Here is a 17,331-nt window from a genome sequence, read left to right on the forward strand (position 1 = left end):
TTAAGCGTATTTCCATCGCATTTAACCGCTAGCAGGGCGTAGCAAGTTTGCTCTGGCGATGAAATAAACCAACTGATAACAGCAGCAAGGTTAAGGGTAACAAACATAAATAAAATGCCGTCTGACCATTAAAATGCGCAAAGGTATAGCCGGTTACCATTGAACCGGTGGTGCCGCCAAGGGCAGAGAACACCACAATAAGGCCAGTCATAGCGGCATGCTGCGCCTTGGGCAGCGCGCTTAAGATAACCGAGTTAATTACCGGGTACACAGGTGCCATAAATAATCCAATCAGCGGGAACAGATAGGCTGCCAGTGGCGCGCTGAGCAGGCTGACATCAGCATCGACGTGAATATCGTGCGTCAGCGGCAATGTCAGTATGATCAATAATGCCATTGCCAGCAGGCAGCAATTTAACAGGCTGTACCAGGATATTTTTTTTAACACCACCCCGGCCAGAATCCGGCCAAGCGCCAGGCTGGCGGCAAAAATACTGGTCAGTTGCACACTCAACTGATTGGGCAGCGCCAGCACTTCATTGTTAAAGGTTGGCAGCCAACTGCCAATACCCTGTTCAATCAACACATACAAGAACGCCGACAACACAAACACAAACACCAGCGGTTTATATACCAGCTGCAGCATGGCGATAAAATCCTGCCGAAACGGCTGCACTGCAGGTAACTCCGGCGTTGGAAAGGAGGTACTGCTTAGCAATACCAAATTAGCCACGCACAGCAAGGCCAGCAGCCAATATACCTGCAGCCAACCGCTGGATTGCGGCGCAGCAGGGTCCATAAAAGCCGAAAACAGCCAGTAGCCGGATAGTACTCCCAGCATAAAGCCGCCTTCGATAAAGTTCAGCAGCGATGCATGTTCGGCCTTACTACGGGTTACTACGCCAATGCTGGCGTATACCGACACTTTAACCAGCGCAAAACTGGCACCAACAGTAAAGAACAGTAGCTTGGTGGTCCAGAATGCCGGCACCAGCGGCATAAGCACACAGGCCAGTGTCACGAATAACAGCGCACCTTGCAGTGCCCGCTTGTAGCCGAGACGGGGCAAATAAGCTGCAATAAGAAAAGACACAACGGCAATCGGAATATCTTTAAAACCTTCCAGTACGCTGGCGGCAGATTTACTGATCTGATAGGTATGGATAACCTGCAATATCACAGTGCCGACACTGTTTAGCAAAATAGCAAACACAAAATACGTCAGTAGCAAAGACAAGCGGATACGCAAAGTGGCCATAGTCTGGTTCTCGTTTTATGCCGTTGATACAGCTATTGTTGTTTTACCCTGTTGTCAGTCTTTCTGCTGACATTTTGCACTATACAACGGTTTTATTGCATATTGCAATCGATTGCAAAAACTGTATATTAGACGTATTTACTGCAATTTATCAGGTGTGCTTTATGTCGTTACATCCTGTCGCTACAGTGCGGCCTCTGACCGTTGCCCCCTGGACGCTGACCGACAGCCATTATCAGCCGCAGCATCTGTTGCTGCAGGAAACCCTGCTTAGCCTGGCGAATGGCTATATCGGCAGCCGTGGCACACTGGAAGAAGGCGCGCCAGAGGGCGTCGCCAGCTGCGAAGGCACTTATTTAAACGGGGTATTCAGTAGCGAGCCAATCCACTATGGCGAGTCAGCATACGGTTTTGCCCGCAATAATCATAAAATGCTGCAGGTCGCTAACGGTAAAGTGCTGCAACTGCAGCTGGATGGTGAAACTGTCAGCGTTGCCACAGCAAGCTCACATCAGCGTACGCTGGATATGCAGCAGGGTGTGCTGCAGCGCGACATGCACTGGCGTAGCAAAAGCGGCAAGCAGCTGCATGTACAGAGCCGCCGTTTCGTGTCACAAGCCAATACACACCTGATGGCAATTGAACTGACGATCACGGCCCTGAATTTTTCCGGTGATATAACGCTGATAAGCAAGCTGGACGCCGCTTACCCGGGCTTTTATAAAAAAGATGACCCGCGCGTGGGTGAAATGTCGATTGCCGACAGTTTAACGCTGCTAAGCCAGCAGTTTCAGCAGCAACATGGCCTGATGTTACACCGTGCTAAAGGCGCCGATTTTCTTGTTGCGGCGGCAACAACACACTTGCTGCCCGCCGGTGCTACGTTAATCGGTCAGGATCAACAGCAGGCGAATACACTGACACAGCAATTTAGCTTGTCACTTGAGCAAAACGTTGCCCAAAGTGTGCATAAGCTGGTGATTTACTGCCACAGTGCCGGCACTGATGAAAACACGTTAAGCCAGCAGGCGCTGACTTTACTGGATGCGGCAAAGCAGCAAGGCTTTGGCGCTTTATTAACCGCACACCAAAACTGGTGGCAACAGTTCTGGCAGCAAGCCGATGTACAGATCAGCGGTGACATCGCGCTGCAGCAGGCCATTCGTTTTAATCTGTTTAGCCTGGCGCAATCGGCTGGCCGTAACGGCAGCAGCAATATCGGCGCCAAAGGCTTAACCGGGCCGGGATACGATGGCCATTATTTCTGGGACACTGAAATTTATGTCGTGCCGGTGATGAGCCTGACCCGGCCGGACATTGCCAGGCAGCTACTAACACAGCGCTACAGCCAACTGGATGCCGCCCGTGAGCGGGCCAGGCAAATGTCGCACAACCAGGGCGCACTGTACCCGTGGCGTACTATTGGCGGAGAAGAATGCTCGGCCTATTTCCCGGCTGGCACCGCGCAGTACCATATCAACGCCGCCATAGCCTACGCGATACGCAGTTACTACCTGGCGACAGACGATTGGGCTTTTATGCAGCAGATGGGCGCCGAAATGCTAATCGAAACGGCCCGTTTATGGCTGCAGCTCGGCTTTTTCTCTGCCAGCAGTGGTAAGTTTGAAATTCATATGGTGACAGGGCCGGATGAATATTCGGCACTGGTGAATAACAACTTCTACACCAATGCGATGGTACAGTTACAGCTGCGTTTTACACTGCAAATTATGCAGCAGTTGCAACAGGAAAACAGCCCGTTGCTGGCACAGCTTGGCGTAACCACGTCAGAGCTGCAGCAATGGCAACAGGCCGCAGATAACATGCATCTGCCATTTGACGACAGACTGCAGGTGCACCCGCAGGACGACAGCTTTCTGCACCGTAAGCCCTGGGATTTCGCAAATACACCGGCCGACAAATATCCGCTACTGCTGCACTACCACCCACTGGTGATCTATCGTCATCAGGTATTAAAACAAGCCGACGTGGTACTGGCGTTAATGCTGCTGGATGATGCTATTCCGACTGTGCAGAAACAGCGCGATCTGGCTTACTATGAACCGCTGACCACGCATGACTCCAGCTTATCCAGCTGTATTCACAGCATTATGTTCGCCGAAACCGGAGATACCGGCCGGGCGCATGAGTTTTTTGGCGACAGCGCACGGATGGATCTGGATAACCACCACGCCAACACCGAATTTGGCGTACACATTGCCTGTATGGCTGGTAGCTGGATGTCGTTGGTGATGGGCTTTGCCGGTGTACGCTCACGGCCGTCAGGTTTGTATTTCAAGCCGCAGCTACCGCCACAGCTACCTGGCCTCAGCTTCCGCTTATGTTACCGCGGCCGGGTGCTGCAATTCAGCGCCGACAGCCGTCAGGCCAGCTATCAGCTACTCAGTGGCGAACCGTTAACGCTGCACCACGGCGCAGAAGCCATTACGCTTAACCAGGGCGATAGTATCAGCCGCGTAATAGGAGCATCCACATGAGCTGCCGGGCCGTTATTTTTGATTTAGACGGCGTGCTGACCGACACCGCCATTTACCATTTTTACGCCTGGAAGGCCTTAGCCGACAAGTTAGGCATTGCCTTTGACGAGCATGACAACGAGCAGTTAAAAGGCGTTGACCGCTTAGGCTCACTGCGCTGGATCCTGCAAAAAGGCGGCGTAAGCCTGAGCAGCGCCGATGAAAACCGGCTAATGCAGCAAAAGAACGCGCATTATCTTCAGCTGATTGACCATATTACGCCGGACAACCTGTACCCGGGCGTACAGCCATTGTTTACTGCATTACGGCAAAGCGGTATTAAAATTGGCCTCGCCTCAGCCAGTAAGAATGCCGCCTTTGTCGTTGAGCGTTTAGGTATAGCGGCACAGTTTGACTATATTGCCGACGCCAATAAGGTCATAAACAGCAAACCCGACCCCGAGGTGTTTTTACTGGCAGCGAAGGGGCTGGGTGTCGCGCCACCGCATTGTATTGGTGTCGAAGATGCTCAGGCTGGCATCGAAGCCATTAACCGTGCCGGTATGAAGGCCATAGCTATTGGTGATGCCGCAGTATTAAACGGGGCATTAAAGATTTACCCGGACGTAGCTGCAATTACACTGACAGATTTGCTGAATGTTTAGTGTGCTCCTAAGCAGTGGCGGTTAGCACTGCTGACGGGGCGACACAGAGTGTCTGAGCCCTGCCGTAGGCATAAGGGCGAGTTGCTGTGGCGGGCCCGACGGCAATGGTAACGCAAGCCACGGCAAAGTTTAGCTCTCCATCTGGCTTCATAACCTGTAAGAAAAGCTAACTTTTCCGCAAGCTGGACTGGCGCTGTATCAACTTCACCGGCAATAACTGCGAAGCCGCTTTGTTGCCATTGATCCGCTGTAGCAGCTGCGCCACCAGCAATTTACCGCCGGCATGGGTATCCTGCTTTACCGTACTCAGCGACGGTGTACAGTACGCCGACATCGCAATATCGTCAAAGCCGGCAATCGCCACCTGCTGTGGCACCTTAATACCATGCTCCAGTAAGGCTTTCATCGCCCCCATTGCAATAGCGTCACTGGCAGCAAAAATGCCATCGAGATTGTTAAGCTCTTTAAACAGCGCCTGCTGTGTCTGCAAATAACCGTCCTGCGCGGTAAAATCGGTATTCAGTTGCAGTGCTGGCTCGGGTTTAATACCGGCCGCTGCAAGCGCATCCTGATAGCCTAAATAACGCATTTCAATTTCGCTGTGCCGTATGTCACCCAGAAAAGCAATACGCTTACAACCCTGCGCCAGCAGATGCGCAACGGCTAGCTGTGCGCCCTGACGGTTATCGCTGCCAATAACCGGAAACGGCTCGTTACCCGTTGCAGCGCCCCAAACCACAAAAGGCACACCTGCGGCACTTAATTGCTCAACCCGCTCGTCGTGCTCGCCCTGGCCTATCACAATCAGGCCATCAGCGCGTTTAGAATCAAAGTAGTAACTGCGCCAGTCTTTGTCGGTGGTTTTGCTGGTGCTGAGCAGCATGTCATAGCCCTGATGCGTCAGCTCATCAGCAATCACGCCGAGGATATCGAGTAAAAACGGGTCAGTTATTGCCTGCTGGGTTTTGGCATCAAACAAAATGATAACAGCGATGGTATAGCTTTTTTGCGTACGTAAGCTGCGGGCCGTGGCATTAACTTTAAACTGATGCTCAGCCGCTATCTGCTGTACTTTCTGCCTCGTTTGGGCATTGATCACCGGGTTATCGCGAAGTGCACGCGATGCCGTCGATTCAGATACGCCGGCCAATCTGGCGATATCGGATAAAGTCATAGCTTTTGCTGGTGTAATAGCCACAATACCTGCTTTTTTAACGCTGATTCATTGTCGGCCCTTAATAATGCCCGAACAGACTGCACACGGCAATGTTAAGCGGCGCTTTACCTTTCCCATAAGACAAACCCACTTTGCAATCGTATGCAAAAACATCAATCACACTATTGCAATCGATTGCAATATCACCTATGTTTAGTTTCGCACGGTATCAGGCACGCCAGACAGAGCATTAAAATGCCCGGCAAATAACAATAGACCGTGCCATCATCGACAGGATAGCAGGAGAAGAATAAATGAACGCACGACTCAATAAGATCAGTGCCGCGCTGGCATTGCTCTGTAGCATGCCGCTTATTGCCCAGACCAGTACCGAACAAGCCAGCGACACCCAACCGCAGGGTGATATTGAACAGATCGTTGTGACCGGTAAAGCCAGCGGTATGTCTGGCTTTAAGGTAGATACCAGTTACGCCATTACCAATGTGTCGGCCGAAAACATCGGCCGGCTGGCACCGAAAAGCACAGCAGAGCTGTTTACCGTGGTGCCCGGCGTCTGGGCTGAAAGCTCGGGCGGTATTGCCGGTGCTAACGTCTTTGTGCGTGGTTTTCCCAGTACCGGTGACGCACCATTCTTAACCATACAATTAAACGGCGCCCCTATATTTCCGCCGCCAACCTTATCGTTTTTAGAAAACTCATCTATTTTCCGGCTGGATGAAACCGTGCATTTTATGGAAGCCCTGCGCGGCGGCTCTACGCCGGTGTTGTCCAACGGTCAGCCCGGTCTAACCACCAACTTCCTGTTAAAAGAAGGCAGTGAAGTAACCGAAGGCCTGGTGAAATTCTCTACCTCCAGCTACGGCCTGCGCCGGGTAGACGGCGTAGTGAGCGGCGAAATTGCCGACCGGCTATATGTGATGGCAGGCGGCTATATCAGCCGTTCTGAAGGGCCACGTGAAACCGGCTTCAACTCGGAAAAAGGCCACCAGTTCACCATTAACGTTACCAAAGAGCTGGATAACGGCAGCATTAATGTTTATACCCGCCAAACCGACGACCACGGTGTCTGGCATTTACCGGTTGCGCTGAACGTGGCCGGGGTTGATAACAGCTACAGCCAGATTGGCCCGAATAACCGCTTCGGTGAGATAGCCTATGGCCCGGATAACGAGCGGCAAAGCTATGACTTTGGCGATGGCCGCGGCTGGAAAGGCGGCATTACCGGCGGCACTGTCGATTTAGACCTAACCGACAGCTGGCGCTTAATGTACCGCTTCAGCCATATTGATGGCGAAGCCAATACACTGGGACTGGTGCCGGAAGGCGGCGCCACCACCCTGGGTAACGTGGCTGGTGTTAATGGCCCGGTAACCGGCGTCACCACCGGCACAGTGTACGATGACGATACCGCAGTGCAGCAAATTGGCCGCTGGGTAGTCTTAAAAGATATCGATGCCTTTACCAATGATCTGTCAGTCAGTAAAACCACTGACAACGCCGTCTTTACACTCGGTTATTACGCGACCAATTTCTCAGTGCAGGATTGGTGGTCTATCGGTAACCAATCCTGGTTTGTTGTAGAAAAAGGCGGCGAAACGCTAAGCGGCATCGACTGTAACGACAGCCTAACCACTTGCGGTTGGGACTATGATATTGACGCCACCGGCGACGGTGACACCAGTGCGGTGTATGCCGCGGTAGAGTATCAGCTGAACGAGCAATGGCGGGTAGACGTTGGCGCCCGGCGCGAAAACCACAAAATAACCTATGTGGTAGACGAAGGCTTAACCGGCGATATCAGCAAAGCTGTTGACTACGATGAAAGCAAAACCGCCTGGACTGCCGGTGTAAACTGGATGTGGCAGCGCAACATGGGCGTATTCGCGCGCGTTAACAAAGGCAATAAAATGCCGTTTTTCGACGATTTTCGCGACAATTTCGGCGCCTTTGAAAGCGGTGACAAGTTAATTAAAGAAGTCACCCAGTATGAGTTCGGCTACAAATGGGCCGAGCAAAACTACAGCATGTACCTGACCGCGTTTTACAACGAAGTCGACGGTGAGCTGTTTGTACCCCGTCCTGGCGGACCGGTTGAGGTGTTAACCACCGAAGCCAAGGGTATCGAGTTTGATACCAACTACCGTGCTGATAATGGCTTTGCGGTAAACCTGAACGCTACCGTGCAGGATACTGAAATCACGGAAGTTTCCAATGAACCAGACTCTCCGATTATAGGTAAGCAGGTATTACGTCAGCCCAAATGGATGCTGCGGATAACACCAAGCTACGGTTTTGACGTCGGTGATATGTTTGCCACGCTATATGGCACAGTGTCAGCAGTAGGCGACCGCTATGGCGATAATGCCAACGGCGTCACACTGGATGGTTACAGCAAAATTGATCTGGGTGTGCAGCTGGATATTACCGAGCAGTTAAAAGCCCAGTTATCTGTCGCTAACCTGACCGATAAAGATGGCATTACCGAAGGCGATCCGCGTAATTCGGGCAGCCCGAATGGCCGTTACATTATGCCGCGTAGTATCGAGCTCAGTATCAGTTATACCTTTTAAACCTTACTCCCTCTCTTCACCCATATTGCCTCCGACCCGTTCGGAGGCTTTTTTTCGCTAAAAATAAATGTTAGCCGCCAATCAGAACCCGTACGGGTGGTTTTTTATTAACCTTATGTAGTGTATATTTGTACAGCCTCAAAGCCTTCGTTGTCATAACCGGAAATCACAATGGATAAAATCGATATTCGCGGTGCCCGCACCCACAACCTGAAAAACATCTCGCTGACGATACCGCGTGATAAGTTGATTGTGATCACCGGTTTATCCGGCTCGGGTAAATCGTCACTGGCATTTGATACGCTGTATGCTGAAGGCCAGCGCCGTTATGTTGAATCCCTGTCGGCCTATGCGCGGCAGTTTTTGAGTTTGATGGAGAAGCCCGACGTCGATCATATCGAAGGCTTATCGCCGGCGATTTCAATCGAGCAAAAATCTACCTCGCACAATCCGCGCTCGACTGTCGGTACCATTACCGAAATTTACGACTATCTGCGTCTGCTGTTTGCCCGTGTAGGCGAGCCGCGCTGCCCAACACACGATTTACCACTGGCAGCGCAAACTATCAGTGAAATGGTTGATAAGGTTACCGCCTTCCCCGAAGGCACCAAACTGATGGTGCTGGCACCGGTGGTGCAAGAGCGCAAAGGCGAGCACGTTAAAACGCTGGAAACCTTAGCCGCACAGGGTTATATCCGCGCCCGCATCGATGGCGAAGTGTGTGACTTATCTGATCCGCCAAAGCTGGACTTACATAAAAAACATACTATTGAAGTGGTGATCGACCGCATTAAAGTGCGCGACGATATTAAAACCCGCCTCGCTGAATCGTTTGAAACCGCGCTCGGTTTATCCGGCGGTGTGGCGCGGGTGGCGCTGATGGACGAGCCAAACGCTGAAGAGCTGGTATTCTCGGCCAATTTCGCCTGCCCCAGCTGCGGCTATTCAATGGTCGAGCTGGAACCGCGGCTGTTTTCCTTTAACAACCCGGCCGGCGCCTGCCCCAGCTGTGACGGTTTAGGCGTAAAACAATATTTTGACCCGAATAAAGTGATTGTCAGCGACGAACTGAGCCTGGCCGGCGGGGCCATTCGCGGTTGGGATAAGCGCAACTTCTATTATTTTCAGATGTTAAAATCGTTAGCTGATCACTACGGTTTTGCGCTCGATGTGCCCTTTAACAGCCTGAGCAAAAAGCAGCAGGACGCCATTTTGCGCGGCAGCGGCAACACGGTAATCGACTTCAAGTACTTAAACGACCGTGGCGACATCGTGCAGCGCAGCCACCCGTTTGAAGGCATTTTGCCGAATATGGAGCGGCGCTACCGCGAAACCGAATCGAATGCAGTGCGCGAAGAGCTGAGCAAATACCTGGCGCATCAGGCCTGCCCCAGCTGCCACGGCACGCGCTTACGCGAAGAAGCGCGGCATGTGTTTATCGGTAAGGTTAACCTGCCCGAAGTGGTCGAGCTGTCTATCGGCGACTGTATGGCGTTCTTCCGGCAGCTAACCTTAACCGGGCAGAAGGCACAGATAGCAGAAAAGGTGCTGAAAGAAATTCAGGATCGGCTGAGTTTTCTGGTTAACGTTGGCCTGAACTACCTTAACCTGTCGCGCAGTGCTGAAACCCTGTCCGGCGGCGAAGCGCAGCGTATCCGGTTGGCCAGCCAGATTGGCGCAGGTTTGGTGGGCGTGATGTACGTGCTGGATGAGCCCTCTATCGGTCTGCACCAGCGCGATAATGACCGTTTACTTGGCACCTTAACCCATCTGCGCGATCTCGGTAACACCGTGATCGTAGTAGAGCATGATGAAGACGCGGTACGCCTTGCTGATCATATTATCGACATCGGCCCGGGCGCCGGTGTGCACGGCGGTAATGTGGTGGCACAGGGTACGCTGGAACAAGTGATGGCGTCGCCGGAATCACTGACCGGCCAATACTTATCGGGCAGCCGTAAAATTGAAGTACCACAAAAGCGGCATAAACCCGGCAAAAAGTGGCTGGAGGTATTAGGCGCCAGCGGCAATAACTTAAAAGATGTCGATATTGCCATTCCGTTTGGCTTAATGACCTGTATTACCGGTGTATCCGGCTCGGGTAAATCCACGCTGATTAACGACACCCTGTTTCGGGTGGCACACCGTGTGCTGAACAAAGGCGAGGGCGACGACCCGGCCCCGCACCGCGAAATTAAAGGCCTGGATCATTTCGATAAGGTGATCGACATCGACCAGAGCCCGATTGGCCGTACACCGCGTTCGAACGCCGCCACCTACACCGGTATTTTTACTGCGGTGCGCGAACTGTTTGCCGGTACGCAGGAAGCCCGTTCCCGTGGGTATCAGGTCGGCCGTTTTAGCTTTAACGTTAAAGGCGGGCGCTGCGAAGCCTGCCAGGGTGATGGCGTAATTAAGGTAGAAATGCATTTTTTACCCGATGTGTATGTACCGTGTGATGTGTGTAAAGGCAAACGCTACAACCGTGAAACGCTGGAGATAAAGTACAAAGGCAAAAATATTCACGAAGTGCTGGATATGACAGTAGAAGATGCGCTCGACTTCTTCGAAGCCATACCGGCTATTAAACGCAAAGTACAAACACTGATGGACGTGGGCCTGACGTACATTAAGCTAGGCCAGTCGGCTACCACGCTTTCCGGCGGTGAAGCACAGCGGGTGAAACTCGCGCGCGAGTTAAGTAAACGCGATACCGGTAAAACGCTGTACATACTGGATGAGCCTACTACCGGCCTGCATTTTTACGATATTCAGCAACTGCTGAACGTACTGCACCGCCTGCGTGACCACGGCAATACGATAGTGGTCATAGAACACAACCTGGATGTGATTAAAACCGGCGACTGGATTATTGATCTCGGCCCGGAAGGCGGCAGCGGCGGCGGGGAAATTCTGATCGCCGGCACACCAGAGCAGGTAGCAGATTGTGAAAAATCGCATACCGGCAAATACTTAAAACCGTTGCTCAGTTAACAGAACAATAATTCGACAGCCCGAAGCTGGAGAGTTATCATATAAAGCAACTCAAGAGTCATCTATGAACTGGAAAATCGACTTTTACAAAGGCGTAGATGAACAGATCCTGGCCATGCCGCCAAAGATTCAGGCGAGAATGCTGAAATTGCTTGAGTGAATGGAGAAACATGGTGCGAACTTAGGGCCGCCACATACCGAGTCTATGGGTAGCGACCTGTTCGAAATAAGGGCTAAAGCAGCGGAAGGTATCGGCCGGGGGTTGTTTTGTTATTTAAAGGGCAGGCATATATTTGTGTTACATGCCTTTATTAAAAAGTCGCAGAAAACGCCAAAAGCGGATCTGGAATTAGCCAGACAGCGGCAAAACGAGGTACAGAAGTTATGAGCCTGCAAAAATTTAAGCAACGCGCTTTAGCTAATGCGGAAGTAAAGGCTGAGTACGATTTACTTGAAAATGAATTTGCCTTTATTGACCAACTACTGTCAATGCGAACTCAGGCAGGGCTGACTCAGGCGCAAGTCGCTGAAAAAATGCAAACACAGAAAAGCAATGTAAGCCGTTTGGAGCGGGGAAACGCAAACCCCAGCTGGTCGACCTTACTCAAGTACGCTCATGCCTGTGGCTTCGAGTTAACCATTAAACCAGTAAAAGCACAGAGCCATAATCACTAGTTATAGGCTGCAGAGTTTTTATACCCAGCGCCGCACTCTTTCGCAGTAAACCTGATACTCAGCGCCAAACTTTTGCAGTAAAAAGCGCTCTTCCGGCGCTATCTGAAACCGGTTCATATACAGCACAAACAGCGGCAGCAGTGCAATAGCTGCCACATTCATCAAATAACACGCTAACGCCAACAGCAGCAATAAAAAACCTAAATACATAGGGTTGCGGCTAAAACGGTAAATACCACGAATCACCAGGCTGGAGCTTTGCTGCGGCACGCGCGGGTCTACCGTGGTATTGGCGCGGCGAAACGCCAGTACACCCGACAGCGCAATAACGGTACCGGTAACAGTAAAGATACCAGCCAATACCTGCCGCCATAATAGTGGTACTGCAAAAGACGGCGTTAGCTGTGCCAGCAGCCACATAGCCAGCGCAAATAACACTGCCAGAGCCACTGGTGGAATTTTAAGTTCAAGTGCTAGCATTGCTGTTATCCATTGATTTTTTGTAGTTGCATCATAATGCTTAGAGCTGAAATTTTTTGTGATTGCGCTTCTAGGTGCATATTAAAGGGTCGAGCAGCCGTTCGGATTACTGAAAAATATGCTCACGGTGAAACGCCAGGAACTGTGCTGCTGGATAAAACTTTTCAGGCAATGTTATAGGTTTGCCATGAAAGCTGGCGATTGCAGCAGTATAAAACTGGTCGCTTTTATCAGTATTTCGACTGGACACGACGACTCGATAGTCTTCATCAACAGTAATCAAACCCAAATCAAAAGCCTTATCATGCAAAGCCGATAAGGCTAACCCGTTATGTGGATTTAACCTATTTTGTTCATCTGTCTTCCACGGCACTATATGGCTGGCCACCAGTAGTTTTGGATTAGCCAAGCCACTGATACAACAGCGCTGGTTGTAGGCACTTAGTACTGCACTGCGAAAAAACTGCTGACCAATTCGTACTTTCACTGATGCCAATTTAGTTGTCTCTGCATTGTCCGCTGTATTCACACAATCAGTAAAATTATCTGCACCCAACTCTTGTTCAGCTTGCGCCATAGCGACAGAAAATGCTGCCCAGTCTTGCTGCATTTCTTGCCACATCGCTTTATCCGCACTAGAAGCCCCAGTCAGACCAGAGCGACCACTTTGAGTGATAGCAGGGTCAAGACTTGCGATATTAGACAGTTTCATCGCAACAGCTGAAGGAGTCCGGCCAATCAAATTAGCATATTGAATAACGTCAGGATTGCGGGAATGAAACCGGCCAAAAGGTAAACGGAAATAAAGACTAAACACGACTAAGCTTTGTTGTCTCGTCCAGCGTACTGTTGCCATATTATATTTACATATCTCAGCCTTCCTTTATAACCAACATAATGTCATTGAAATTACAAATAAAAAAGGGGCAACAACTGTTGCCCCAAAACGCTAGTGTAACTCCCCGTTAAACTTAGAACTGGCCGGTGACGCTTAAGCTGTATACCTTGGCATCAGACGTATCGGTGTTGCTACCAAAGCCGGCTTCAAGTGCCCAATTCTGGTTAAAGAAGTGCTTGGCATTCAGGCTGTAGTTATCATCTTTGTTGTAAGACACGCCAACCGATGTCATTTTACTGAAGTAGTAATCAGCATTGGTTGCCCATGTTGAACGGTCGAATTCTTCTTTCAGTGATACACCTAAGGCAACAAAACGGTCTGAACCCAAACTGGCGAAGTATTTGCTGCTGATTCCATACTGATCAAACTCATCATCGGTGTGGGCAGTAAAACCAATGTAGTCGTTACCCTGCAGCTGGTGATTATAGCTGGCAGAGAACAGGTAGCGTGTATCACCTTCTTCAGGCTTTGCGGCTTGCGCACGGATAATAAAGTCATCTGAAACCAGGTAACCTATACCCACTGTTGTGGCGTGAAAGCCAGCATTTTCGGTATAGCGGGCTGAAACCACCAGATTGTTTTCAGCAAAATATTCGCCGCCAACCGCCCAGAAATTTTCATCATCAAACCGGCTAAATGCTGCATTTACATTAGTTACTTTATTAATGTATTCAAACTGGTCTAACGGGCCTAAGGTTTGTTTCTTATCGAAGAAGTAAGAGCCGTTTACAGACCATGTATTATCGCTGCTGTAGTCGATATGGCTGGCGCGAAGTTCAGTAAACAACTGATACTCTTCAGCAGTAACAGCGGCAGAGCCTGCCAGCGCAATCGCAGGTAATAAGTACTTGAACATCATTGTTAAATTTCCCTAAGTTGGTAATAACGGCGCGCATAGTACAGACAGCAGAAACAAATGTAAAACAAAAGATAATTAATTTATCAATAAAAACACCTTTGCTTTACTTTGTGAGCTATGTAACGGAAGTGTAGAACGCAGGCAAAGAACAACAGCATCATTTGATGCTGTTGTCAGGCGTGGAAATAACCCGTGTTATTTTTGTACAGAGGAATTAAACAGCTGTTCGCAGCTATCGCAGGCGAAGTAATGATAGTCGCCGGCGCATTGAATATAACCTGTGCCGCCGGCGCGGACCTGCCAGTTACAACTTTGTTTCTGATACGTCAGCGTGCCTTCAATGGCACAGGGGGCATAGTTGTAATGATCATGCAGTGTTTTATGTTCCACTTCTGACGCCTGCTGAAAGAACTGCTTTACCTGAATATTACTTAAATCGACATCGGTCGGTTTACATTGTTGCGGCGCGTCTGAAACAAAATCGGCGATATAAACATTGTTGATATCTGCCCAGTTAAATGTCTGCGGCTGACTGCCGCACGCCTGCAAGACAATACAGACACTGGCTAGAATAATACTGCGCATTACCAACTGGCTCCTTTAGCTTCGCCCGGGTTTTTATACGATACCTCGGGGTGGCGGTAAATATCAGCTTTGGTTAGCGAAAAGTGACTGTATAACTCACCAAGCAGCCATTGCAGTGACGTATTTTGTGCCGGGGTTACGGCTTCATACTGAGTGTCATCCAGGTGCTTACCGACAATTTCGATACCCAGCGCATCGGAGTTTACCGGGTAACGATCCGGGTAAGCTTTTTGCCGCTCATGTGCATCCAGCGCTTTTATCTGATTGCTCCAGGATTTGGCCAGAATGACGGCCATTTCAGCGCTGTCGCAACTGTTCTTGTCCAGCGTAAGGCACTTGGACTTAATCAGCCGCCCGACATGATAACAGCGCTTTTGTGTGCTGGCGGTCTGGTAAATGTCCCCATTCTTCGCGATCAGAAAATGTGCACCATTACCTCCGGCGTTGTAACCGTTAAAGGTATGCTGCGCCGTTGGTGCATCGGTCTGATGCACCACCACAGCTTTTACCGCGGATAAATTGCCGTGCTCAATACTGGTGTAACGCTTTAGTGTGATTTTGGCATCGATCAGCATGCCGTCTTTATCTACTGTAGACATTGCGCTTTCCAAACCTGTTAAGCTAAATACCGTATCAGGTATAGCGTAAAACACTTAAAAGGTAAACTTTATGTTTATTTTTTGTATATTAAAGATGCAGATGGCTGCTTCCAGGAGAAATGCTATGTTGAAAACCCTTTATGCTTTGCTGTTAACCAGCCTGCTGTTATCAGCACAAGCCGCGACACTGTTTGGTGAAACGGTAGACAAAACGGCGGTGCTGCCGGTAAGCCAGCTGCTACAGCAGCCCGCTGACTATCTCGATAAAACAGTAACCATCAGCGGTACTGTTGATTCAGTCTGCAGCAAGCAGGGCTGCTGGATGAAGTTCAGCACTGACAATGCGACGCTGCCGTTTCGGATAAAAGTGCGCGATGGCGATATGGTATTTCCACTCAGCGCAAAAGGTAAAACCGCTTATGCCACGGGCACGGTAAGGTTATGGCCACAGGGAGAAGAAGAGCCGGACGCTTACCAGCTGTACCCCACTGCAGTGGAGATCAGTGAATAACAGCGGTAAGCAGGGTGTTGATGTTACCGGTGCTGGCCGGTAAGCTGCTGCCGGCGCTCGGCGGCTTTTTTCAGCAATGCATCAAGTTGTTGCCGGTCATACACTGTGCCCTGATAAATCAGCATAGCTGGCTGGCGCACTGCGCTGATGTCCTGCAACGGGTTTTGCTGCAACAGCACCAAATCGGCCATTTTACCGGCAGTTATGCTGCCGTAATCCTGCTCCAGCTGCATAAAGCGGGCACCGTTTAGCGTGGCACTTTGCAGTATCTGCGCTGGCGTTAAACCGGCTTGTTGAAATAACTCCATTTCATCATGCAGTGCCTGTGCCGGGTAAACATAAGTATTTAGCGCGGCAGAGTCACTGCCAGCGAGTAGCAACACACCCGCCTGTTGCAAATAAGGCAGTTGGCTGGCAATTAACTGATAACGCTGTTTGCGTGCAGCACTTTGCTCTGCGGTTTCGTCCGCCATCCGGTTTATGCGCCATTGGTAGTTATCGGTAAACTGCGGTGTCAGATACTGCAGAAAGCTGTCATGACTGTGATCCGTATCAGCCAGATGCGCCAGCTGCCGCCCGCCAATTAATGTGGGCGTTACCGCTACCTGCTTTTCTGCCAGCATTTTATAGCCGGCCAGCGCCTGCTGCTGGTCAAAACCATCGGCGTAATGTGCGCTGGCGTCGGCATTACTCATTTTGCCCTGCCGCACAGCAGTGGCAACGGTTTGTTCATCGGCAAAACCTAAACGCAGCAGATAAGATGCATGTTCAATGCTACTCAAACCGGCATCAGCCAGCTCGGCAATGCTGGTGCTATACGGTACATGGCTGGACACCAGCATACCTCTGCGGCGTGCTTCTTTAATGGTTTTCAGGTACAGATCGGCGGCCAACGCATTTTCAGTGATTTTAATAAAATCTACCTGTTGCTGCTGCAGCATATCCATGCCGGCTAACATGTCCTGCTCATTGGCAATTTCCAGATCGCCATCCCATATCGACCCGACACCTTCAAACTTTTGGCCTGCAGTGAAAATTCGCGGCCCCAGGCGCTCGCCGTTGGCGACTTCGCTGCGCCACTTCAGCACCACAGGGGCAAGGTTGCTGGCAGCTTCACGCACCGCCGTAATGCCATAAGCCAGATACACCGGCAGCAATAACGCGTTGTCTTCTATCAGGTCCCGGCCTTCAAAATGTACATGCATATCCCACAGCGCAGGGATCAGGTAGCGGCCCTGTCCATCGACTAAGGTAGCAGCACTGTATTCAGTGAGGCGGGAAACTGGCAGCACGGCACTGATGCGGTTTTTCTCAATCAGCACCATCTGATCAGGCACTAAGGTGCCGCGTTCTACATCAACTAATTGTATGTTGTGCAGTAACACTGGCTTTGCCTGCAATGTAAACACCGTAGATAGCAATAATGCGAGTAGCAAAAAACGGAACGATAACAACATAGCTATTCTCTGTTTATTCAATTCTGTAGCAGTGTCGCCGTTGCACAGTCAGTCGGCCAGTGCTGTTATCGAGTCAGATATCCGTTCTATCGCGTTTTATAATCAGAAACAGTATATTTCTTTTTG

General features: G+C 50.5%; 15 protein-coding genes. 7 read left to right on the forward strand and 8 right to left on the reverse strand.

Annotated elements, in window-relative coordinates; all coding sequences use genetic code 11:
• Positions 1-28: 28 nt before the first annotated feature.
• Positions 29-1,258 (reverse strand): MFS transporter, encoded by a 1,230-nt coding sequence (locus AC5SV9_RS09860; protein ID WP_475152043.1) that lies wholly within the window; start codon positions 1,256-1,258, stop codon positions 29-31.
• 164 nt (positions 1,259-1,422) lie between these two features.
• On the opposite strand from AC5SV9_RS09860, the gene AC5SV9_RS09865 reads away from it, so the two are divergent.
• Positions 1,423-3,756 (forward strand): glycoside hydrolase family 65 protein, encoded by a 2,334-nt coding sequence (locus tag AC5SV9_RS09865; protein WP_475152046.1) that lies wholly within the window; start codon positions 1,423-1,425, stop codon positions 3,754-3,756.
• A complete protein-coding gene (gene pgmB, locus AC5SV9_RS09870) occupies positions 3,753-4,400 on the forward strand; it encodes a beta-phosphoglucomutase (protein WP_475152049.1) in 648 nt (215 codons plus the stop codon). The genes AC5SV9_RS09865 and pgmB overlap by 4 nt, the downstream gene beginning before the upstream one ends.
• A 166-nt stretch (positions 4,401-4,566) precedes the next feature.
• Here pgmB and AC5SV9_RS09875 read toward each other — a convergent pair whose 3' ends face one another.
• Entirely contained in the window at positions 4,567-5,574 is a 1,008-nt protein-coding gene (locus AC5SV9_RS09875) for a LacI family DNA-binding transcriptional regulator (protein ID WP_475152051.1), read from the reverse strand.
• A 296-nt stretch (positions 5,575-5,870) separates the two neighbouring features.
• Between AC5SV9_RS09875 and AC5SV9_RS09880 the strand changes: the two genes are divergently transcribed.
• The 4 genes from AC5SV9_RS09880 (at position 5,871) to AC5SV9_RS09895 (ending at position 11,816) form a co-directional block, all read left to right on the forward strand.
• Positions 5,871-8,147 carry a TonB-dependent receptor gene (locus AC5SV9_RS09880; protein WP_475152053.1) on the forward strand — a complete coding sequence of 759 codons (2,277 nt, stop codon included), beginning with the start codon at positions 5,871-5,873 and terminating at the stop codon, positions 8,145-8,147.
• 171 nt (positions 8,148-8,318) lie between these two features.
• Positions 8,319-11,141, forward strand: coding sequence for an excinuclease ABC subunit UvrA (gene uvrA, locus AC5SV9_RS09885; protein WP_475152055.1), 2,823 nt, complete (start codon positions 8,319-8,321; stop codon positions 11,139-11,141).
• A gap of 160 nt (positions 11,142-11,301) precedes the next feature.
• Complete coding sequence (locus AC5SV9_RS09890; protein ID WP_475152058.1) at positions 11,302-11,529, forward strand: type II toxin-antitoxin system RelE/ParE family toxin; 228 nt, start codon at positions 11,302-11,304, stop codon at positions 11,527-11,529.
• Positions 11,526-11,816, forward strand: a complete 291-nt coding sequence (locus AC5SV9_RS09895) for a helix-turn-helix domain-containing protein (RefSeq protein ID WP_475152060.1) — start codon at positions 11,526-11,528, stop codon at positions 11,814-11,816. The genes AC5SV9_RS09890 and AC5SV9_RS09895 overlap by 4 nt, the downstream gene beginning before the upstream one ends.
• Positions 11,817-11,834: 18 nt before the next feature.
• Here AC5SV9_RS09895 and AC5SV9_RS09900 read toward each other — a convergent pair whose 3' ends face one another.
• From AC5SV9_RS09900 to AC5SV9_RS09920, 5 genes are all read right to left on the reverse strand, one after another.
• Positions 11,835-12,296, reverse strand: coding sequence for a methyltransferase family protein (locus AC5SV9_RS09900; protein ID WP_475152061.1), 462 nt, complete (start codon positions 12,294-12,296; stop codon positions 11,835-11,837).
• 106 nt (positions 12,297-12,402) lie between these two features.
• Entirely contained in the window at positions 12,403-13,152 is a 750-nt protein-coding gene (locus tag AC5SV9_RS09905; protein WP_475152063.1) for an HNH endonuclease, read from the reverse strand.
• 115 nt (positions 13,153-13,267) lie between these two features.
• Complete coding sequence (locus AC5SV9_RS09910; RefSeq protein WP_475152065.1) at positions 13,268-14,053, reverse strand: putative porin; 786 nt, start codon at positions 14,051-14,053, stop codon at positions 13,268-13,270.
• Positions 14,054-14,248: 195 nt separating this feature from the next.
• On the reverse strand, positions 14,249-14,638 hold the full coding sequence (locus AC5SV9_RS09915; protein ID WP_475152068.1) for a hypothetical protein: 390 nt from the start codon (positions 14,636-14,638) through the stop codon (positions 14,249-14,251).
• Positions 14,638-15,237: a peptidoglycan recognition protein family protein gene (locus tag AC5SV9_RS09920; protein WP_273023110.1), complete on the reverse strand. Its 600-nt coding sequence runs from the start codon at positions 15,235-15,237 to the stop codon at positions 14,638-14,640. Before AC5SV9_RS09920 ends, AC5SV9_RS09915 begins: the two co-directional genes overlap by 1 nt.
• 124 nt (positions 15,238-15,361) lie before the next feature.
• On the opposite strand from AC5SV9_RS09920, the gene AC5SV9_RS09925 reads away from it, so the two are divergent.
• Positions 15,362-15,748: a DUF4920 domain-containing protein gene (locus AC5SV9_RS09925; protein ID WP_475152072.1), complete on the forward strand. Its 387-nt coding sequence runs from the start codon at positions 15,362-15,364 to the stop codon at positions 15,746-15,748.
• A gap of 23 nt (positions 15,749-15,771) precedes the next feature.
• Here the strand turns inward: AC5SV9_RS09925 and AC5SV9_RS09930 are convergent, their stop codons facing one another.
• Positions 15,772-17,205 (reverse strand): amidohydrolase family protein, encoded by a 1,434-nt coding sequence (locus AC5SV9_RS09930; RefSeq protein WP_475152075.1) that lies wholly within the window; start codon positions 17,203-17,205, stop codon positions 15,772-15,774.
• Between the last annotated feature and the right edge of the window lie 126 nt (positions 17,206-17,331).

Source organism: Rheinheimera sp. ATLC3 (assembly GCF_059429535.1).

Bases quoted from the DNA above. Each gene is read 5' to 3' on its own strand.
- AC5SV9_RS09920 (WP_273023110.1), bottom strand. From the start codon at position 15,237: ATGTCTACAGTAGATAAAGACGGCATGCTGATCGATGCCAAAATCACA.
- AC5SV9_RS09875 (WP_475152051.1), bottom strand. From the start codon at position 5,574: ATGACTTTATCCGATATCGCCAGATTGGCCGGCGTATCTGAATCGACG.
- AC5SV9_RS09915 (WP_475152068.1), bottom strand. From the start codon at position 14,638: ATGCGCAGTATTATTCTAGCCAGTGTCTGTATTGTCTTGCAGGCGTGC.
- AC5SV9_RS09925 (WP_475152072.1), top strand. From the start codon at position 15,362: ATGTTGAAAACCCTTTATGCTTTGCTGTTAACCAGCCTGCTGTTATCA.
- AC5SV9_RS09865 (WP_475152046.1), top strand. From the start codon at position 1,423: ATGTCGTTACATCCTGTCGCTACAGTGCGGCCTCTGACCGTTGCCCCC.
- pgmB (WP_475152049.1), top strand. From the start codon at position 3,753: ATGAGCTGCCGGGCCGTTATTTTTGATTTAGACGGCGTGCTGACCGAC.
- AC5SV9_RS09895 (WP_475152060.1), top strand. From the start codon at position 11,526: ATGAGCCTGCAAAAATTTAAGCAACGCGCTTTAGCTAATGCGGAAGTA.
- AC5SV9_RS09880 (WP_475152053.1), top strand. From the start codon at position 5,871: ATGAACGCACGACTCAATAAGATCAGTGCCGCGCTGGCATTGCTCTGT.
- AC5SV9_RS09890 (WP_475152058.1), top strand. From the start codon at position 11,302: ATGGAGAAACATGGTGCGAACTTAGGGCCGCCACATACCGAGTCTATG.
- AC5SV9_RS09905 (WP_475152063.1), bottom strand. From the start codon at position 13,152: ATGGCAACAGTACGCTGGACGAGACAACAAAGCTTAGTCGTGTTTAGT.
- AC5SV9_RS09910 (WP_475152065.1), bottom strand. From the start codon at position 14,053: ATGATGTTCAAGTACTTATTACCTGCGATTGCGCTGGCAGGCTCTGCC.
- AC5SV9_RS09900 (WP_475152061.1), bottom strand. From the start codon at position 12,296: ATGCTAGCACTTGAACTTAAAATTCCACCAGTGGCTCTGGCAGTGTTA.
- uvrA (WP_475152055.1), top strand. From the start codon at position 8,319: ATGGATAAAATCGATATTCGCGGTGCCCGCACCCACAACCTGAAAAAC.
- AC5SV9_RS09860 (WP_475152043.1), bottom strand. From the start codon at position 1,258: ATGGCCACTTTGCGTATCCGCTTGTCTTTGCTACTGACGTATTTTGTG.
- AC5SV9_RS09930 (WP_475152075.1), bottom strand. From the start codon at position 17,205: ATGTTGTTATCGTTCCGTTTTTTGCTACTCGCATTATTGCTATCTACG.